Annotated in this window: 14 protein-coding genes and 1 tRNA gene; 8 read left to right on the forward strand and 7 right to left on the reverse strand. The window is 58.7% G+C overall.

What is annotated here, in order from left to right:
• The first annotated feature begins 729 nt into the window (after positions 1-729).
• The gene (locus FR699_RS02685) at positions 730-1584 is read left to right on the forward strand and encodes a hypothetical protein (RefSeq protein ID WP_158853814.1); all 855 of its coding nucleotides are present in this window, start codon (positions 730-732) and stop codon (positions 1582-1584) included.
• Between the two features lie 89 nt (positions 1585-1673).
• Here the strand turns inward: FR699_RS02685 and FR699_RS02690 are convergent, their stop codons facing one another.
• Together FR699_RS02690 and FR699_RS02695 are read right to left on the reverse strand one after the other, a co-directional pair.
• The gene (locus FR699_RS02690) at positions 1674-2168 is read right to left on the reverse strand and encodes a DUF309 domain-containing protein (RefSeq protein WP_158853817.1); all 495 of its coding nucleotides are present in this window, start codon (positions 2166-2168) and stop codon (positions 1674-1676) included.
• 294 nt (positions 2169-2462) lie between these two features.
• Positions 2463-2675, reverse strand: coding sequence for a hypothetical protein (locus FR699_RS02695; RefSeq protein WP_158853819.1), 213 nt, complete (start codon positions 2673-2675; stop codon positions 2463-2465).
• 163 nt (positions 2676-2838) lie between these two features.
• Here FR699_RS02695 and FR699_RS02700 point away from each other — a divergent pair.
• Positions 2839-2922 (forward strand) — tRNA-Leu (locus FR699_RS02700).
• A gap of 449 nt (positions 2923-3371) precedes the next feature.
• Here the strand turns inward: FR699_RS02700 and FR699_RS02705 are convergent.
• A complete protein-coding gene (locus FR699_RS02705) occupies positions 3372-4352 on the reverse strand; it encodes a HAMP domain-containing sensor histidine kinase (RefSeq protein ID WP_158853822.1) in 981 nt (326 codons plus the stop codon).
• Between the two features lie 551 nt (positions 4353-4903).
• On the opposite strand from FR699_RS02705, the gene FR699_RS02710 reads away from it, so the two are divergent.
• Entirely contained in the window at positions 4904-5236 is a 333-nt protein-coding gene (locus FR699_RS02710) for a hypothetical protein (protein ID WP_158853825.1), read from the forward strand.
• A gap of 317 nt (positions 5237-5553) precedes the next feature.
• Here FR699_RS02710 and FR699_RS02715 read toward each other — a convergent pair whose 3' ends face one another.
• Both FR699_RS02715 and FR699_RS02720 read right to left on the reverse strand, forming a co-directional pair.
• Positions 5554-5781: a hypothetical protein gene (locus FR699_RS02715; RefSeq protein WP_158853828.1), complete on the reverse strand. Its 228-nt coding sequence runs from the start codon at positions 5779-5781 to the stop codon at positions 5554-5556.
• Positions 5782-5977: 196 nt separating this feature from the next.
• Positions 5978-6520 (reverse strand): HD domain-containing protein, encoded by a 543-nt coding sequence (locus FR699_RS02720; RefSeq protein WP_158853831.1) that lies wholly within the window; start codon positions 6518-6520, stop codon positions 5978-5980.
• 284 nt (positions 6521-6804) lie between these two features.
• Between FR699_RS02720 and FR699_RS02725 the strand changes: the two genes are divergently transcribed.
• The 5 genes from FR699_RS02725 to FR699_RS02745 all read left to right on the forward strand — a co-directional run bounded on the left by FR699_RS02725 (position 6805) and on the right by FR699_RS02745 (position 12727).
• The gene (locus FR699_RS02725; protein WP_158853834.1) at positions 6805-9030 is read left to right on the forward strand and encodes a beta-glucosidase; all 2226 of its coding nucleotides are present in this window, start codon (positions 6805-6807) and stop codon (positions 9028-9030) included.
• A gap of 144 nt (positions 9031-9174) precedes the next feature.
• Positions 9175-9582, forward strand: coding sequence for a succinate dehydrogenase, cytochrome b556 subunit (gene sdhC, locus FR699_RS02730; protein WP_154551901.1), 408 nt, complete (start codon positions 9175-9177; stop codon positions 9580-9582).
• Between the two features lie 3 nt (positions 9583-9585).
• Positions 9586-9954 (forward strand): succinate dehydrogenase hydrophobic membrane anchor subunit, encoded by a 369-nt coding sequence (locus FR699_RS02735; RefSeq protein WP_154551900.1) that lies wholly within the window; start codon positions 9586-9588, stop codon positions 9952-9954.
• A complete protein-coding gene (locus tag FR699_RS02740) occupies positions 9951-10880 on the forward strand; it encodes a succinate dehydrogenase/fumarate reductase iron-sulfur subunit (RefSeq protein WP_158853837.1) in 930 nt (309 codons plus the stop codon). The genes FR699_RS02735 and FR699_RS02740 overlap by 4 nt, the downstream gene beginning before the upstream one ends.
• Positions 10881-10885: 5 nt before the next feature.
• Positions 10886-12727: an FAD-binding protein gene (locus FR699_RS02745; RefSeq protein ID WP_158853840.1), complete on the forward strand. Its 1842-nt coding sequence runs from the start codon at positions 10886-10888 to the stop codon at positions 12725-12727.
• 339 nt (positions 12728-13066) lie between these two features.
• Here FR699_RS02745 and FR699_RS02750 read toward each other — a convergent pair whose 3' ends face one another.
• Together FR699_RS02750 and FR699_RS02755 are read right to left on the reverse strand one after the other, a co-directional pair.
• Positions 13067-13897, reverse strand: coding sequence for a universal stress protein (locus FR699_RS02750; protein ID WP_158853843.1), 831 nt, complete (start codon positions 13895-13897; stop codon positions 13067-13069).
• A gap of 36 nt (positions 13898-13933) precedes the next feature.
• On the reverse strand, positions 13934-15031 hold the full coding sequence (locus FR699_RS02755; RefSeq protein WP_158853846.1) for an NADH:flavin oxidoreductase/NADH oxidase: 1098 nt from the start codon (positions 15029-15031) through the stop codon (positions 13934-13936).
• Positions 15032-15115 lie beyond the last annotated feature (84 nt).

A 15115-nucleotide genomic window follows, 5' to 3' on the forward strand; every position in this document is an offset into this window, starting at 1 on the left:
CTAACTCCTCGAAAAAGTCTCTGTCCTGTTTGACCGTATCAATGCCTCTTTCGATAGGTTGCGATTGACTCATAGGTTAGAAGGCCAACTCAGCAAAATGCGGGGGTCACTCCCGCTAGTTGAATCCGCGCCGTCAATCGGGTGACTGCTCCCAAGGCAATTGCACCCGGACGGCGTTTCTCGATACGTCACTCGTCAAGAATCCGGTCTACCACGTCGTTGAACGCTTCTCCGGGCTCCTCTTTTCGTGCATTTAGCCGCTTCCAATTCTCTTGACTGATCTTAATCGTAGTATCTTGTTTCGCACTCATGGTTACGGAATGTCGTTATTCAATTGCCGATACAACAGCCAACTTCCGTTCTCCTCGATGGATTCACGGCTATCTTCAACTAGGGTCTTAGAGCGGCCTACGGTCGCCACGCCGTGCTTACTAAGCTCAGTTTGTGTTGAGCTTGCAGGGGTAGCATCAAGCGGACCCAGTTTGGTCAGGTTTCTCGGTTTGCTCTTGCACCGACACCCCCAACCAATCCGAACGACGCCTAACCGCACGTAGGGAGGCAAGAGTGCTGCCACGGAGCCGGGTTCCCGGATACTTGCGCATTGCCGGTCGGCCCAATTTGCCGGGGGCGTGCTCTCGCCCGGACTTTCGCCCCGGACCTTCCGGGACTCCTCGTAACTGGGAATACGTACGACAGCATTATATGGCCAGCGTCAGAATATACGGACACATGGTTACCCCTCCCCACGGCGACGAGCGGAGTGGTGGATTTTTGCAGAACCAAGAGCGACAGTATCTCGCGCAAACGGTTGCTTCCAAAGCCTACGCGGCTGATTGGGAGTCTGTTGAACCGTTAAGTCCGGAGCAACAGCGGAAAGCGCGTCACAGAATCAAGCGGGAAGTTGCTACGGTCGAAGGAATGCGCAAGGTGCTCCACGACTATACCACGGATCTGAATGCTCTTGTGCTGTTCATGATCCGATCTGAGCATACGGACTGGGTGAAGTTTGCAAACGGGAGTGTGGAAAGTGTGGAACCTGAACTTTGCCACCTCAAGTCTGCTATTGAAAACCTAATCGAGGTTGCGAATGACCATGAGGTATCGCCGGGGAAGGAGGAACTTGATAAGGCGACCAACACGCTGTATCCGAATGCCGACCGTGCAACTGATGGATTCGCACATGAAGGCGAGGACCTCTCATTTATGGACCGTTTCGAGGAGCGAAATCGCAGGCAGGACGCCCTTTTGACACTCGTGGAGAAGCAGGGGTTCGCCAAGGTTTTAGACTGGGTTGAAGATTCGGACGGGTCCGATATTCCCAACCACCGCATTCAGTCGGGTCAGACGTGGGGATCTGTCGCGTATGAGCTTTCGCAGAAGGGTGTATTAGAAGAGAATGAGAACGGCGGCTATGAGCTTACTTCTCGGGGGGAGGACGTTCATACTACCTACGAACGGCTGCTTGAAACCGGTCGGGTCAAGACGGAACTGAATGTTGGCACAGATGTTACCCCGCGTGAGGCGGTCGAAAGTGCCATGAAGGCAGAGTTTGACTTAGAGGGAGATCTCCCTCACCGATTTTAATATCCTATTCGCTTAGTTTCTCTAGAAGCGCGGCTTTCACGTCCGGATCGTCTAACAGTTCATCCAGTTTGTCCACTTTCTCTTGGGTGTCACTCCAATTGTTCCGCATATCGAAGGTCCGCTTCTGTGGCTTCAGGGTAACGGCTATCTAATTCAATCCGCCAGCCATGCAACACTGTAGGGTCCTCTAGCGCGTCTCTGAGTGTCGCCCGTACATCATCCACAGCAACGCCGTAGTAATCACATGGAACGTCTTGGAGGTACTGTAACGCCGTTCTAAACAGGCTTCTCATGCCGTCATCGTTCTCGAAGTCAAAGTGCTTGTAAGCGCCAGCCGCGACTTGAACCATTCCATGCAGGAACGCGCTTTCTGTGGTTCCGCTCCCATAGTTATACCACTCTGCTTCAAAACAATCGTGCGATTCGTGATACTCCCCAGAATTATAGAGTCGTACTCCATGAACCACAGCCGCGCGAAGGCTTCCGTGTTCCCACCCGTTCGATTCACCGCGATCCTCGCTCCAGCCGGTTGGGTCCCCTGAAATCGGTGGGCCTACATTGCGGTCCCGCGTATGGTCAGTCATTGATTGTTCACCGGGCCGGTTGACCGATACGCATTGTTTACACTGGAGCAAACGTTTTCGAAGCAGTCGTGAGACTCGTGATACGCTCCCGAATTGTACAGGGCGACGCCGTGACAGACCGATCGCCGAAGGGTCGCGTGCGTCCACTGGTCCCCATTGGGATCCCAGCCCGCGGGTGTGCCGTGTTGGGGCGGCTCGACCGAGTTATCGCGGGTGTGCTCGTCCATCACGCCCAGAAAGGAGACCAGGCCGGGTAAGTCCACGGTGGCGGGTGACTATTGCCGCCGCCGGTCGCTACCTTGCGGATTGTTGGGGTGCTGTGACTGGTGCGGTTGCTGTCTCTGGTGGTGGGATCGCTGGTTTGGGTGGGCTTGCCGCCGCTGGTTCCCACCTCCCGTTCCCCCAGCAGGGGTCGCTGTAGGCCCCGCCACCGGCCTGGGTCTTGATGCCACATCCGACGACCATGATGGTCCCGCCGACCACCAACACGCCGAGGATAGAGCCCATCAATCGGAATCCGTACGTGATGCCGTCGAAGATAGTGACTGCGGTCCGGGGTTTTTGCTCCCAGGGGCCACAAAAGTAGCTGGCGGTCGGTGCGACGTTTGCCTCTCGCCGCCGATCGAAACCGCGTGATTTAACCCCACGAACGAAGTTCTCTCCTATGCGTGCGAGGGTAGCCAAGCCTGGAAACGGCGGCGGACTCAAGATCCGCTCCCGTAGGGGTCCATGCGTTCAAATCGCATCCCTCGCACTGCTGGGCCCACGCGGCCCGCCCAAACAGTGCAGGAAGATTCTCCCTTTGGGGGCATCTTCCCTCGCAATATCTTACCCAAACTTCCATTAGAGCCATCGCTGATATTCTGTAATCATTCGACACAGGAGACCAGATTAGATCGATGTCTTGCCCGCTCGATGCATTGATTTTAGAACGGGTCATACTTGAGGCTCTTTCCTAATCTGGCGAAACAACTGTTCGGTATGTGGGATAAGATGATACTGGCTGCTGAATATAGAGGAGACAGTCAACAGTTGGCTATCGTTGATTTCGCACCGTTACGCATGAATCAGCTAATCAGCAGCGATGTGGACCGACCACTGAATAGTCATCAGACAAAAGTACTTTTGTCTATACCGTGCAAAATAGAGGGAGCGAATCCGTGAGACCCATTTCTTGAGTCACCCGTGGATACAACTGGTCTGTTACTCCGCGAACTCAACGTCCGTGATTTCGAATCGTGCGCCTCCCTGATGTCCGTCGGTCACGCGGAGAGTCCATCCATGTGCATCAACCACTTGGTTGACGATACTCAACCCAAACCCGGTTCCATCCGTAGCCGTGGAATACCCCATCGAGAAAATTTCATCGTGATTCTGCTCGGGAATACCGGGGCCGTCATCTTCGATATAGAACCCATCATCCAGGTCACCGACAGTAACACTGACGTCATCACCGCCGTGCTCAACGGCGTTCCGAAACAGGTTCTCCAGCAGTTGTTGCACCCGACTTGGATCGGCGCGGAGTGTGTGACTCATCCTCACCTGGAGCGTCGCGTCGGACGTTGCAACATTCGCCCAACACGAATCACTGAGGCTTGCGATATCAGTCGCCGTGAACTCGCTTACTTGGTCACCTTGCCGGGCGAGAGTGAGTAGATCTTCGATCAGTTCTTCCATCCGGATGAGAGATCTATCGATTGGATCAATATGTTCGCTGTCAGACTCTTCTCGGAAGAGTTCCACCCGCGCTTGTGCAACATTTAATGGATTACGGAGATCATGGGAGACAACACTCGCAAATTGCTCTAGTTGTTCGTTTTGTCGCTGGAGTCTCTGCTCGCGCTCTTCGAGTTGGTCAGTGTACTCTTCGAGTTTTTTCGTTTGTGTAACGAGTTGCTCTGTCTGCATTGTCGCTCTGGTTTCTTGAATTCCAATTAAGAGTCCGCCAATTGATCCAATCGTCAGAGCGAGCGCTTGGGTCCCAATTGACCACTCAACGGTGACACCGGGATGGAGGTCACGCAGAAAAATGAACCCGAACATGACGATGACACCACCGAGTAACCACGCGATGAGTCGAGGATAATACTGAGAATCCATTGCAGAATCAGCCACCCAAAACCCGGCATACAACAGCACAACTCCAGGGGTGCTAAGTAATATGAAATCGATGAACAGTTCCAAGAGATTGCTACCGATACGGAGGGAATGAATCATTTGGACACTCGCAAGGAGAATCATTACTCCACCAGCAAGAGTAATAAGCTGTGGTAAAAGACGAATCTCAGCGAAGCGTGTTTGAATTGCCGACACCCGTGATGTAGGCATAACTGCCATACTAACGTGGCACAGACACTAGCCCCTTTGCATTGACTTGGCGTAGAACAGCCCAATCGAAGTAACGGCTAGCGATTGCAAAACAGATTTTCTCTATTCAGTTCACCAATCCGGATTTATGTCTGTACGACAGGCACCTCATCAGTCACTGTATCCCGCCTACTGACCATGTAAAATAACTCTGAACGGACTGAGCTGTGGTACAAGATACGCGGTGTATCTCGCGCAGTTCTCATTGATTTAATCAAATCTTGTTAGTAACGTCGTGACGATACAGAGCGTGCAGTCAGCACAAGGGCTTCGTTATTTTCTCCAAAGGAAGCTTGAATTAGCCGATGGAATGTGTCTGTGTACCAACCGCCGAGAGTTATATTCGGCTGGGTCTGCTATTGTTATCTATGCCGGATGATAGACAAGGCCGAGAGAACCAAGCGGATCGTGAAGAGAATCGCCAGCGTGAGCGAGAACTAGAGGAGGCTGAAGCCCGCGGCGATGAAAAGGAACCGCTGTTCGATGACGAAAGCGTGCGGCTTGGCGATCTTGATGAAGCGCTCAAATCGCACGACTATCCAACCACGACAACTGAATTGGTTGCGGCCTATGGCGATTATGAACTGGAAATACAGGGCAACAAGAAACCCCTCGCGGACGTACTCTCTTCAACCGATGACCAAACGTATGACGCAGCCGAAGACGTTCGCCGACGGATACTGGGACTCATCGGCCGATAGCACACTCCCCCCAGACACTCATCTCACAAATCAGACCGCCTGTGTTGACCGATCCAATCTGGTCGAATCAGGAAATGAGTCTGTGCGAGATACGCGCCCCCAACTTAGTACGAAGCGTTCTATCCCTTCTCAAATAGGAGAGCTTCACTGAGTTCTGCAAGAGCCTTACGTTCAGAGTAGTCCACCGTCAAATATTCCGCCACTGTTACCCAGATCGTCGGGATCGTTACCGTAGTTGTCTTTCTCTTTGTGGACGAAGGCCACTGTACTACCCTGATCTAGCCCAACCATACCCTGATTGCCTTCGTACTTGTTCTTCAATTTCCGCCATTGGGATGAACCTTAATCCCACAGGCACAGACAATTCCGAAGGGATAGTTCTCTAAATTGTCTTCAATCTGCCCCCTGAGCTTTTTGGCCTGACTGTTCGAGAGATCGCGCTTCATCTCGATTCCAACAGTGTCGTCGACAGCAACGTCAGCCCTTGACTGGCTGTGCTCCCGGTCAACGACATCATCCCGATTCGGGTCTAGTTCTCCTCCCATTGGCCCTCGCTGTCGTTTCATTCCCCATCTACGCACTGCTGGGCCCACGCGGCCCGCCCAAACAGTGTAAGAGGATTCTCCCTTTGGGGGCATCTGCCCTCGCAAAACTTCTGAGAGAACGTAGCCGAGCATCACAGCCGTACACAGCTCGCACCTTCGTTCATCTATCTGGCGATGAAATCAATATTGCCTTGAGTCACTCATCTACGCTGTCACACGCAGCTACCACCGCGGCATAGCTGTCCTGTAGCTCCTCGTGAAGGCGTTCCTCGCCAATATAAGGCTCGGACCGATCGATGAAAGACGCCAGCTTCTCGACGAGATTCGCTCTCAATTCCTTCGAGTCGGCGAGGTGGTAGTAGGAACTATTATCGAGGGTATCCGCCGCTTTCACGAGTACTGGTGGGCGCCCCATCTCGACGCACCTGTCGAACGTGTCTCGGTATCTCTCTGTGTAGTCCTCGATCGCTCTGTCGAAGCTCGTTGCGGCTACGATCGCTGCGACTTCCGCCCCGAAATGGGCCGCAATATCGTCTCTCGTCACGTCGGTGTCTTCGATCAGATCGTGGAGGAAGCCAGCGATCACGATCTGTTTTTCGTACCCCCGGTTGTAGAGATCCATGCCAACGCGAACGCTGTGCAGGACAACGGGCTTTGGATTCGCTCCAGACGCTTCGAAAGACGTGACCAGATAGACGATTGCCCGCTCAATATCCGTGTCTTCTTGCCGGTCTCTCATTTACGAGTTCGATGGCTGGTGCGGTCTTAAATGTATTAATTCGACAGCTTCAGTGCGGTGGACACCGCAGTACAGCAGTACCGTGATCGAGGCAATTTGTGACCGTGCATCTGCGTACCCGTGTTGTGCTAAATACTAGAAGAACGATTTCACTAATTACTAAGGTCCCGGAGAGTGAAGCAGACACACGAAGGGGCGTCAGCCTGATCGCCAGTGGTCGTTGCGATTCCAGCACGGTCACGCTATTTCGGTGGGCCGGCCCGACGTCCGACCAGAGCTCATCCATGACTGAAACGGATTCACCCGACGGCCGGATCGCTTCGCTGATCGAGAAGCTCACTCTACAGGAGAAAATCGACCTCGTGCACGGCGACCGCGACCCGGCCGAGTTGGCGACGGGCTACCTGCCAGCCAACGATCGCGTCGGGATTCCGTCGCTCTCGTTGGTCGACGGCCCGATGGGCGTCCGGGCGGTCACCGCGACGGCGTTCCCCGCCTCGATCGCACTGGCAGCTGCCTGGGATACCGATCTGGCTCGCGAGCAGGGCGAGACCCTCGGCACGGAAGTCCGCGGGGCCGATCAGGACGTCCTGTTGGCTCCCGGGTGCAACATCATCCGGGTTCCCGAGTGCGGTCGTGCCTTCGAGTACTACAGTGAGGACCCACACCTTTCGAGTCGACTCGCTGTCGCGACCATCGAGAGCGTCCAGTCGGCCGGCGCGATGGCGACGGCGAAACACTACGTGGCCAACAATCAGGAACGTCAGCGACACGCTGTCAGCGCCGAGATCGACGAGCGGACGCTGCGAGAGATCTATCTCCCGGCTTTCGAAGCCGCAGTCAAAGAAGCCGACGTCGCCTCGGTGATGGCGTCGTACAACCGGATCAACGGTACCTACGCCACCGAACACGAACGATTACTCACGGATATCCTCAAAGACGAGTGGGGCTTCGACGGTTTCGTCGTCTCGGACTGGTGGGCGACGACCGACGCCGTGGCGGCTGCTCACGGCGGACTGGATCTGGACATGCCCGGCGTGCCGGTCCACGAGTGGCAGGAAAGCGAGAGTCGGATCCACGAGGCGATCGGTGCGTTGCCGGATGCCGCACCGAAAGGGACACTCGCCGAACTCGCTGCGAAACCGTGGCTGCCCGACGGGGCAAACCCGAATCTCTTCGAGGGCAGCGTCTTCGAGGACCCGCTCCGAGAAGCCATCGAGGGCGGCAAAGTCCCCGAAACCGCCATAGACGAGAAGATCGCCCGCACGCTCTCCCAGATGGACCGCTTTGGTATGTTCGACGACGAGCAACCAGCGGGCTCGGTCAACGACCCTGCCCACGAGACGGTCGCTCGTCGCGTCGCCCAGCGTGGGACAGTCCTCCTCCAGAACGACGGCGTCCTGCCTCTGGACGAGGACCTCGATTCGATCGCTGTCCTCGGACCGAACGCCGAGGCGGCCAAGATCGGTGGCGGCGGGAGCTCCGAGGTCGATCCCACTGCTGCCATCAGCCCGCTCGATGGGATCCGTGAGCGCACCGACAGCGGGACGACCGTCACCTTCGAACGTGGCGTCGAACGGATCGAGGAGCCCCACGACGAAGACGACGGGGCCCTCGGGTTTTCGGTTCCGGACGCGATCGACGATGCACTGTCGGGCGACGACGAGGAGCCGTCGATCGACGCGGCGGCTCGCGCTGCTGGGTCTGCCGACGTCGCCGTGGTCGTCGTCCAGGACAACGCTTCCGAAAGCGAGGACCGCTCGCTGTGGCTCCCAAACGAGCAAGATCGACTAGTGGCCGCTGTGGCCGACGTGGCCGAGAAGACGGTCGTCGTCTGCAACACGGCTGGCCCGGTCCGGATGCCCTGGGCCGGTGCGGTCGACGCGATCGTCGAGACCTGGTACCCCGGCCAGGAGGACGGCCACGTCACGGCCTCGGTCTTGTTCGGCGACGTCGATCCCAGCGGCCGCCTGCCGGTCACCTTCGCCCGCCGGACCGACCACTACCCAGCGAGCACGGAGGCTCAGTACCCTGGCATCGATCTGGAAGCGGAGTACTCCGAAGGCGTGTTCGTCGGTTACCGACACTTCGACAACGCGGATATCGAGCCGCTGTTTCCGTTCGGCCACGGTTTGAGTTACACCGACTTCGAATACACGGACGTGTCCGTCGAGTCGGGCGATGGCCCCGCAGCGACCGTCGAGGTGACCGTCGAGAACGTCGGCGGTCGGGACGGCTACGAGGTCGTCCAGGCGTATCTCGGCCAGGACGATCCCTCCGTCGAGCGGCCGCCCGAGGAACTCGCGGCCTTCGAGTCGGTCGAACTCGCCGCTGGCGAAGAAACGACTGTCACGCTGTCCATCGAGGAACGGGACTTCGCTTACTACGACGAAGACGGCGCGGCCTGGACGGTCGACGATGGCGAGTACACGGTATCTGTCGGTCGCTCCTCACGAAATATCGTCGCCACCGAGACGATCACTGTCGCGGACTCGACGATCGTCGAATAATCGCTCCTGGGACGAGCGGCTTTTGCCCCCATTCCGAACTCCTGGCCAAGAAACGGACGAAATGGAACGCTGTCTGTGCCTGAGAACCGGCGAAGCGTTACCTGGGGACAACAACTATCATGGTCCGGTCCGTCGCTTGTGCGTATGGCACAAACGTACGACCGTGGGGCCGTCGAGGACGTCGGTCGCTGGCGGGAGTTTTCCGCCGGGATGTGGGCGTGGGTCCTCCACAAGTTCACCGGCTGGGTGCTCGTCGGCTACCTGTTTACACACATCGCCGTGTTGAGTACTGCTATCGGCGCTGACCCGGCTGCCGCGCCCCAGGATCTGTACACCACGACGCTCTCGGGGCTCGAAGACCTCTTGATCGTGCGACTGCTCGAAGTCGGGTTGCTCGCTGTTGCGGTCTTTCACATGCTCAACGGCATTCGACTCTTGTTCATCGACTTGGGGCTCGGACTCGAGCGCCAGGATCTGAGCTTCTACGTCTCGTTGATCGTCACGGGTGCAATCGCCGTCGCCAGTGTCCCAACGTTCCTCGCGGGGGTGTGATCGATGGCGGAATACTACTCTTCGTTCGAATCCGGTGGGTGGAGTTGGTTCCTCCAACGGATCACGGCTGTCGTCTTGATCGGCACGCTTGCCTTTCACTTCTTCCTGTTGCACTTCGTCAACCACGCTGCCGAGATCACGCTTGCAGGTACCCAAGCCCGGATGAGTCAGTTCGGGTACTTCCTGACGATGATCGTGTTTCTCATCACTGCGACGTTCCACGGCGTCAACGGCGTGTACAACGCGCTGGTCAACCAGGGCATCTCGGGAACACAAAAGCGCGTCGCCCGCTTTGGCCTCTCGCTTGCTGGTCTGCTGTTGATCGTCCAGGGATTCCGCGTGGCAATCGCAATGGCGGGGATTAGCCTATGAGTACCGACAGTGACGCCGAACCGGACCCACAAGCAGCGGCCGACGTAGAGACAGAGACGCCACCGGCCACCGATACCAACCCGGAACCGTCGGTGCCAGACACGGGAGAAGAATCTCACCAGGAGCGACGGCTCCGAGAGAAGGGCCAACGGGCGACCGCCCGCGAGGAGCAAGCGGCGGACGCGGCGGCCGAAGATGTCGAGACGGTCGAGATCCTGGTCTACCGGTACGATCCAGAGGTCGAAGGCAAGACGACGCCACGCTTTGATGCTTTCCACGTGCCTCTCGAAGAAGGCATGACGGTGCTCGATGCGTTGATCTACGCCCGCGACGAGTTCGATTCGAGTCTCACCTTCCGTCACTCCTGTCGGCAGGGTGTCTGTGGATCGGACGCGCTGTTCGTCAACGGCTCCCAACGGCTCGGGTGTCAGACCCAGATTTCCGACCTCGATGTGCCGGTCCAGATCGAACCGCTGCCCCATCAGGAAGTCGTCAAGGACCTCGTGGTTGACATGCAGCACTTCTACGAGCAGATGGACGCTGTCGAGCCGTATTTCGACCCCGACGAGGAACCCGAAGACGCCCTCGACGAACAGCGACAGACCAGAGAGAACCGCGAGAAGATCAAACTCTCGACACGGTGTATCCAGTGTGGTGCGTGTACCTCGTCGTGTAACGTCGCTGCGGGCGACAACCAGTATCTCGGCCCGGCGGCGATCAACAAGGCCTACCGGTTCGTCATGGACAACCGCGAGGGCGAGGACCGACGCAAAGAGCGACTCGAGATCGTCGAACAGGAACACGGCGTCTGGCGGTGTCAGACCCAGTTCTCCTGTACGGAGGTCTGTCCGAAGGACATCCCCCTGACCGAGCACATTCAGGAACTGAAACGCGAAGCGATCAAAGAAGATATCAAATTCTGGTGATTACAATGCATGAACACGACGTCATCGTCGTCGGTGCGGGCGGCGCGGGGTTACGAGCAGCGATCGCGGCCAGAGAGGAAGGGGCTGACGTAGCCATCGTGACGAAACTCCACCCAGTCCGCAGCCACACAGGCGCGGCCGAGGGTGGGATCAACGCCGCCCTTCAGGAAGGAGATTCCTGGCAGGACCACGCTTACGACACCATGAAAGGGTCTGACTTCCTGGGGGACGCCCCGGCGATCGAGACCCTGACGAAAGACGCCCGGGAGGACGTGATCCAACTCGAACACTGGGGGATGCCCTTTTCCCGCGAGGAGGATGGGACGGTCTCACAGCGTCCGTTCGGTGGCCTCTCGTATCCACGGACGACCTACGCCGGTGCGGAGACGGGCCATCACCTGCTGCACACGATGTACGAGCAGGTGGTAAAGCGCGGGATCGAGGTCTACGAGGAGTGGTACGTCACCGATCTCGCGGTGACTGACGAAGACGATCCCGAGGACCGGACCTGTCACGGTGTCGCCGCCTACGATATCAAGACCGGCGCAGTCGAGGGATTCCGTGCTCGCGATGGCGTCATCCTGGCGACCGGTGGACTCGGGCAAGTGTTCGATCACACGACCAACGCGGTCGCCAACACCGGCGACGGCCAGGCGATGGCCTACCGTGCCGGCGTGCCCTTAGAAGACATGGAATTCGTGCAGTTCCATCCCACATCTCTCCCGTCGACGGGCGTCCTCATCTCCGAGGCCGTCCGCGGGGAGGGTGGGATCCTCTACAATTCGGAGGGTGAACGATTCATGTTCGAGCGCGGTTACGCCAACAACGAGGGTGAACTCGCCTCGCGTGACGTGGTTTCGCGGGCAGAACTCACCGAGATCAACGAGGGTCGCGGTGTCGAGGACGAATACGTCCACCTCGACATGCGCCATCTGGGTGAAGAGCGGATCATGGATCGCTTAGAGAACATCCTCCACCTCGCGGCGGACTTCGAGGGCGTCGATGGTTTAGAAGAGCCCATGCCGGTCAAACCCGGCCAGCACTACCAGATGGGCGGCATCGAGACCGACGAGAACGGCGAGACGTGCATCGACGGGCTGTACGCCGCCGGTGAGTGTGCCTGCGTCTCGGTTCACGGTGCGAATCGGTTAGGTGGCAACGCCCTGCCCGAACTGTTCGTCTTCGGGAAGCGCGCGGGCTATCACGCCGCCGGCCGAGACATGAAGACGGCAGAGATCCCGACCGGCCACTCGGCCCGGAGCGAGGCCGGTGACGTGAGTCCAGCGGTCGAGCCTGGTGCAGTCGACACGCCGATCGACGGGGCCGACGAGGACGCGGTTGCCGATGGCGGTTCGCTCGCCGATCCGACGGCTGTCGTCGAGCACGAAGTCAAGACCCAACGCGAGCGGATCGAGGCCCTGCTCGAAGACGATGGGACAAACCACGCCGATATCCGGGCAGCGGTCCAAGAGACGATGACAGCAAACGTCAACGTCTTCCGGACCGAAGAGGGCCTCGAAACGGCCCTCGAAGACTTACAGGATGCCCGGCGGGACTACCAAGACGTGGCTGTCGAGGATCCGTCCCGGACGTTCAACACCGACCTCATTCACACCTTAGAGACGCGCAATATCATCGACCTCGCCGAGACGATCGCGCTGGGAGCACTCGCTCGAACTGAGTTCCGCGGGGCTCATTGGCGGGCCGAACACCAGACCCGCAAAGACGACGAGTGGCTCAAACACACGATGATCGCCTGGAACGACGGCGACCTGGATCTGTATTACGTGCCGGTTATCCTCGACGGTGAGAGCAAATCCTACGAACCGGTCGATCGAAGTTACTGACCCGAGGTACTGCTGACCGGCGCTGTTTGGTTCGTTCTCCGCTGAGCCGGACACTGAGCGACTGGTCTGGCTCTGACAGACTACCAGCCCAGTCAGTACAGAGCGAGCGGAAAGTAAAGTGGGGTGGGGGGTGGGGGTGGGGGGAAAGTGGGCACCTTGCGGTGCCACATATCCATCGTGGGTGATTTCGGTAAAAAGGTTGTCGGCCAGATTATCACGAGTGATTTTGCGCGCGTGATCGACAGACAGTACCGGGATCGCACAGCCCCAGATTCGATAGGGCACCGCGTCGATATCTCGACATGGCGGTCGATTTGGAAGGCCCACTGACACGCATAGTCAGCCACTCCACTTGTCTGGCGGACGCACAGTCATCACTGGAACCGTCGCTGTGCGGACCAGTGCCTCTGTGGTACTCCCGAAGAGATATCGGTCCAATCCGGTCCGACCGTGGGTGCCAAGCACGACCAGATCACTGTGTTGGTCTGAGACGTACGACCGGATCGTCTCGGGGATCGACCGGCCCGTTACGACGGCTGTCGAGATGTCCGAAACGCCTGCGGATCGTGCCGTCTCCGTCGCTTCTTTGACGGCTGTTCGCGAGCGATCTTCCATGTGCTCGCGACTCGTCGTCGAACGAACGGTGGCTCCGAGCTGTGTCTGTTCGACGACCGACAGCACTGCCAACGGGACAGCCGCGACGCGAGCGAGTGTCGCCCCCACTTCGACCGCTGCTTGGGCGGCCTGGCTTCCGTCGGTCGGGACGAGAATCCGTCGGTACGGGTAGCGCAGTTCCGCATCCGGCGTCGCCGTCAGCACCGGGATGTCCGCGAGACGCATGATCCGGGCCGTGACGCTGCCGAGCAACAGTCGTTCGAGTCCCGATCGGCCGTGGGTCGGCATCACGATCGCGTCGACGGCTGCCTCTTGTGCATACGCGAGAATTTCTTGATAGACTTCTCCCTCTCGACGAACTGTTTCGGGATCGAGTCCACGTTCCCGCGCGCGGTCGCCGGCGAGGGCAAGTAGTTCCGCAGAGTCGAATCCCGACTCGTCGACGGTCAACAGGTGGACGCTCGCCTCGTGGTCGGTTGCGAGGTCGAGGGCGTGTTCGAGCACTGCCATCGCCCCCGCGCTGCCATCCGTCGGAAACAAGATCCGGTCGACCATGCCGGCGATGATGACCGCCGTTGGCAAAAGACTATCTCAGAACGCCCGGTCGTACTGCGGTGGCACCCTGACGCGATCGAGGGCATCGAGTTCGTCGGCGGCCCGAATGGTGAAATACGGATCGCGGAGGTGCTCACGCCCGACGATCGCCAGGTCGGCCCGTCCGTTCTCGATCAACTGGGTGGCTTGTTGTGGCGTCGTAATTGCGCCGACGGCACCGACTACCAGGGACTCGGGTGTCCCCTCGTCGATGCGCTCGGCAAAGCTGACTTGATAGCCGGGGCCGGCGTCGTCGGGGTGAGACGCCGGCGCGATGCCGCCGGAACTCACGTCGATAAGATCGACGCCGCGATCGGCGAGGTCGCCCGCCAGTCGAACGGACTGATCGACTGTCCAAGAGTCCCGATCCGAGAGCCAGTCGGTCGCCGAAATGCGCACGAAGATAGGGTTTTCCTCCGGCCAGACGTCACGGACAGCCGTGACGACCTCTCTGAGCAGTCGCGTCCGGGACTCGAAGTCACCGCCGTACGCGTCGTCGCGGTCGTTGGTGACTGGTGAGAGAAATTCGTGGAGTAGATAGCCGTGGGCGGCGTGCACCTCGGCGATCTCGAAGCCGGCTTCGAGAGCGTTTTCGGCACCCGTCCGGAACCCATCGATCACGTCCTCGATGGCTGCTTGGTCCAGCCGCTGATGTGGCGGGGCTTTCTGGTCGTACGGCCAAGCTTGTCCGCTCGGCCCGATCGTCTCCCAGCCGCCGTCCGCGGGCTGGACTGGTTCGCTGCCGTCCCACGGACGGCTCTTCGAGGCCTTCCGACCGGCGTGGGCGAGTTGGATCGCCGGGACGGACCCCTGTTCGGTGATGAAGTCGGTGATCGGTCGCCACGCCTCGATCTGTTCGGCCGACCAGATGCCGGTGTCTTCAGGTGAGATCCGCCCGCGGGGCTCGACACCCGTCGCTTCGGACATGACGATGCCGGCACCGCCGACAGCTCGACTCCCGAGGTGAGTTTGGTGCCAGTCGGTTGGGACCCCATCGCGGTCCTCACACGAGTACTGGCACATCGGCGAGACCATCACGCGGTTAGAAGCCGTCACGTCACGCAGTTCGAGCGGTGAGAAGAGATCTGCTGTCATCCCGATTGCTTTCGGTCGGCGGACTCAAGAACGTCTCGACTACTGTTGAGCACTTTGTTTGTCAACAGTTAGCATCCAAGGAAG

This window comes from Halorhabdus sp. CUG00001, assembly GCF_009797925.1.
Classification (GTDB): domain Archaea; phylum Halobacteriota; class Halobacteria; order Halobacteriales; family Haloarculaceae; genus Halorhabdus.

Excerpts from the sequence above, each read along its gene's own strand:
- FR699_RS02685 (WP_158853814.1), top strand. The coding sequence starts at position 730 with ATGGTTACCCCTCCCCACGGCGACGAGCGGAGTGGTGGATTTTTGCAG.
- FR699_RS02735 (WP_154551900.1), top strand. The coding sequence starts at position 9,586 with ATGGCGGAATACTACTCTTCGTTCGAATCCGGTGGGTGGAGTTGGTTC.
- FR699_RS02745 (WP_158853840.1), top strand. The coding sequence starts at position 10,886 with ATGCATGAACACGACGTCATCGTCGTCGGTGCGGGCGGCGCGGGGTTA.
- FR699_RS02720 (WP_158853831.1), bottom strand. The coding sequence starts at position 6,520 with ATGAGAGACCGGCAAGAAGACACGGATATTGAGCGGGCAATCGTCTAT.
- FR699_RS02690 (WP_158853817.1), bottom strand. The coding sequence starts at position 2,168 with ATGACTGACCATACGCGGGACCGCAATGTAGGCCCACCGATTTCAGGG.
- FR699_RS02755 (WP_158853846.1), bottom strand. The coding sequence starts at position 15,031 with ATGACAGCAGATCTCTTCTCACCGCTCGAACTGCGTGACGTGACGGCT.
- FR699_RS02715 (WP_158853828.1), bottom strand. The coding sequence starts at position 5,781 with ATGGGAGGAGAACTAGACCCGAATCGGGATGATGTCGTTGACCGGGAG.
- FR699_RS02750 (WP_158853843.1), bottom strand. The coding sequence starts at position 13,897 with ATGGTCGACCGGATCTTGTTTCCGACGGATGGCAGCGCGGGGGCGATG.
- FR699_RS02710 (WP_158853825.1), top strand. The coding sequence starts at position 4,904 with ATGCCGGATGATAGACAAGGCCGAGAGAACCAAGCGGATCGTGAAGAG.
- FR699_RS02725 (WP_158853834.1), top strand. The coding sequence starts at position 6,805 with ATGACTGAAACGGATTCACCCGACGGCCGGATCGCTTCGCTGATCGAG.
- FR699_RS02695 (WP_158853819.1), bottom strand. The coding sequence starts at position 2,675 with ATGGGCTCTATCCTCGGCGTGTTGGTGGTCGGCGGGACCATCATGGTC.
- sdhC (WP_154551901.1), top strand. The coding sequence starts at position 9,175 with ATGGCACAAACGTACGACCGTGGGGCCGTCGAGGACGTCGGTCGCTGG.
- FR699_RS02740 (WP_158853837.1), top strand. The coding sequence starts at position 9,951 with ATGAGTACCGACAGTGACGCCGAACCGGACCCACAAGCAGCGGCCGAC.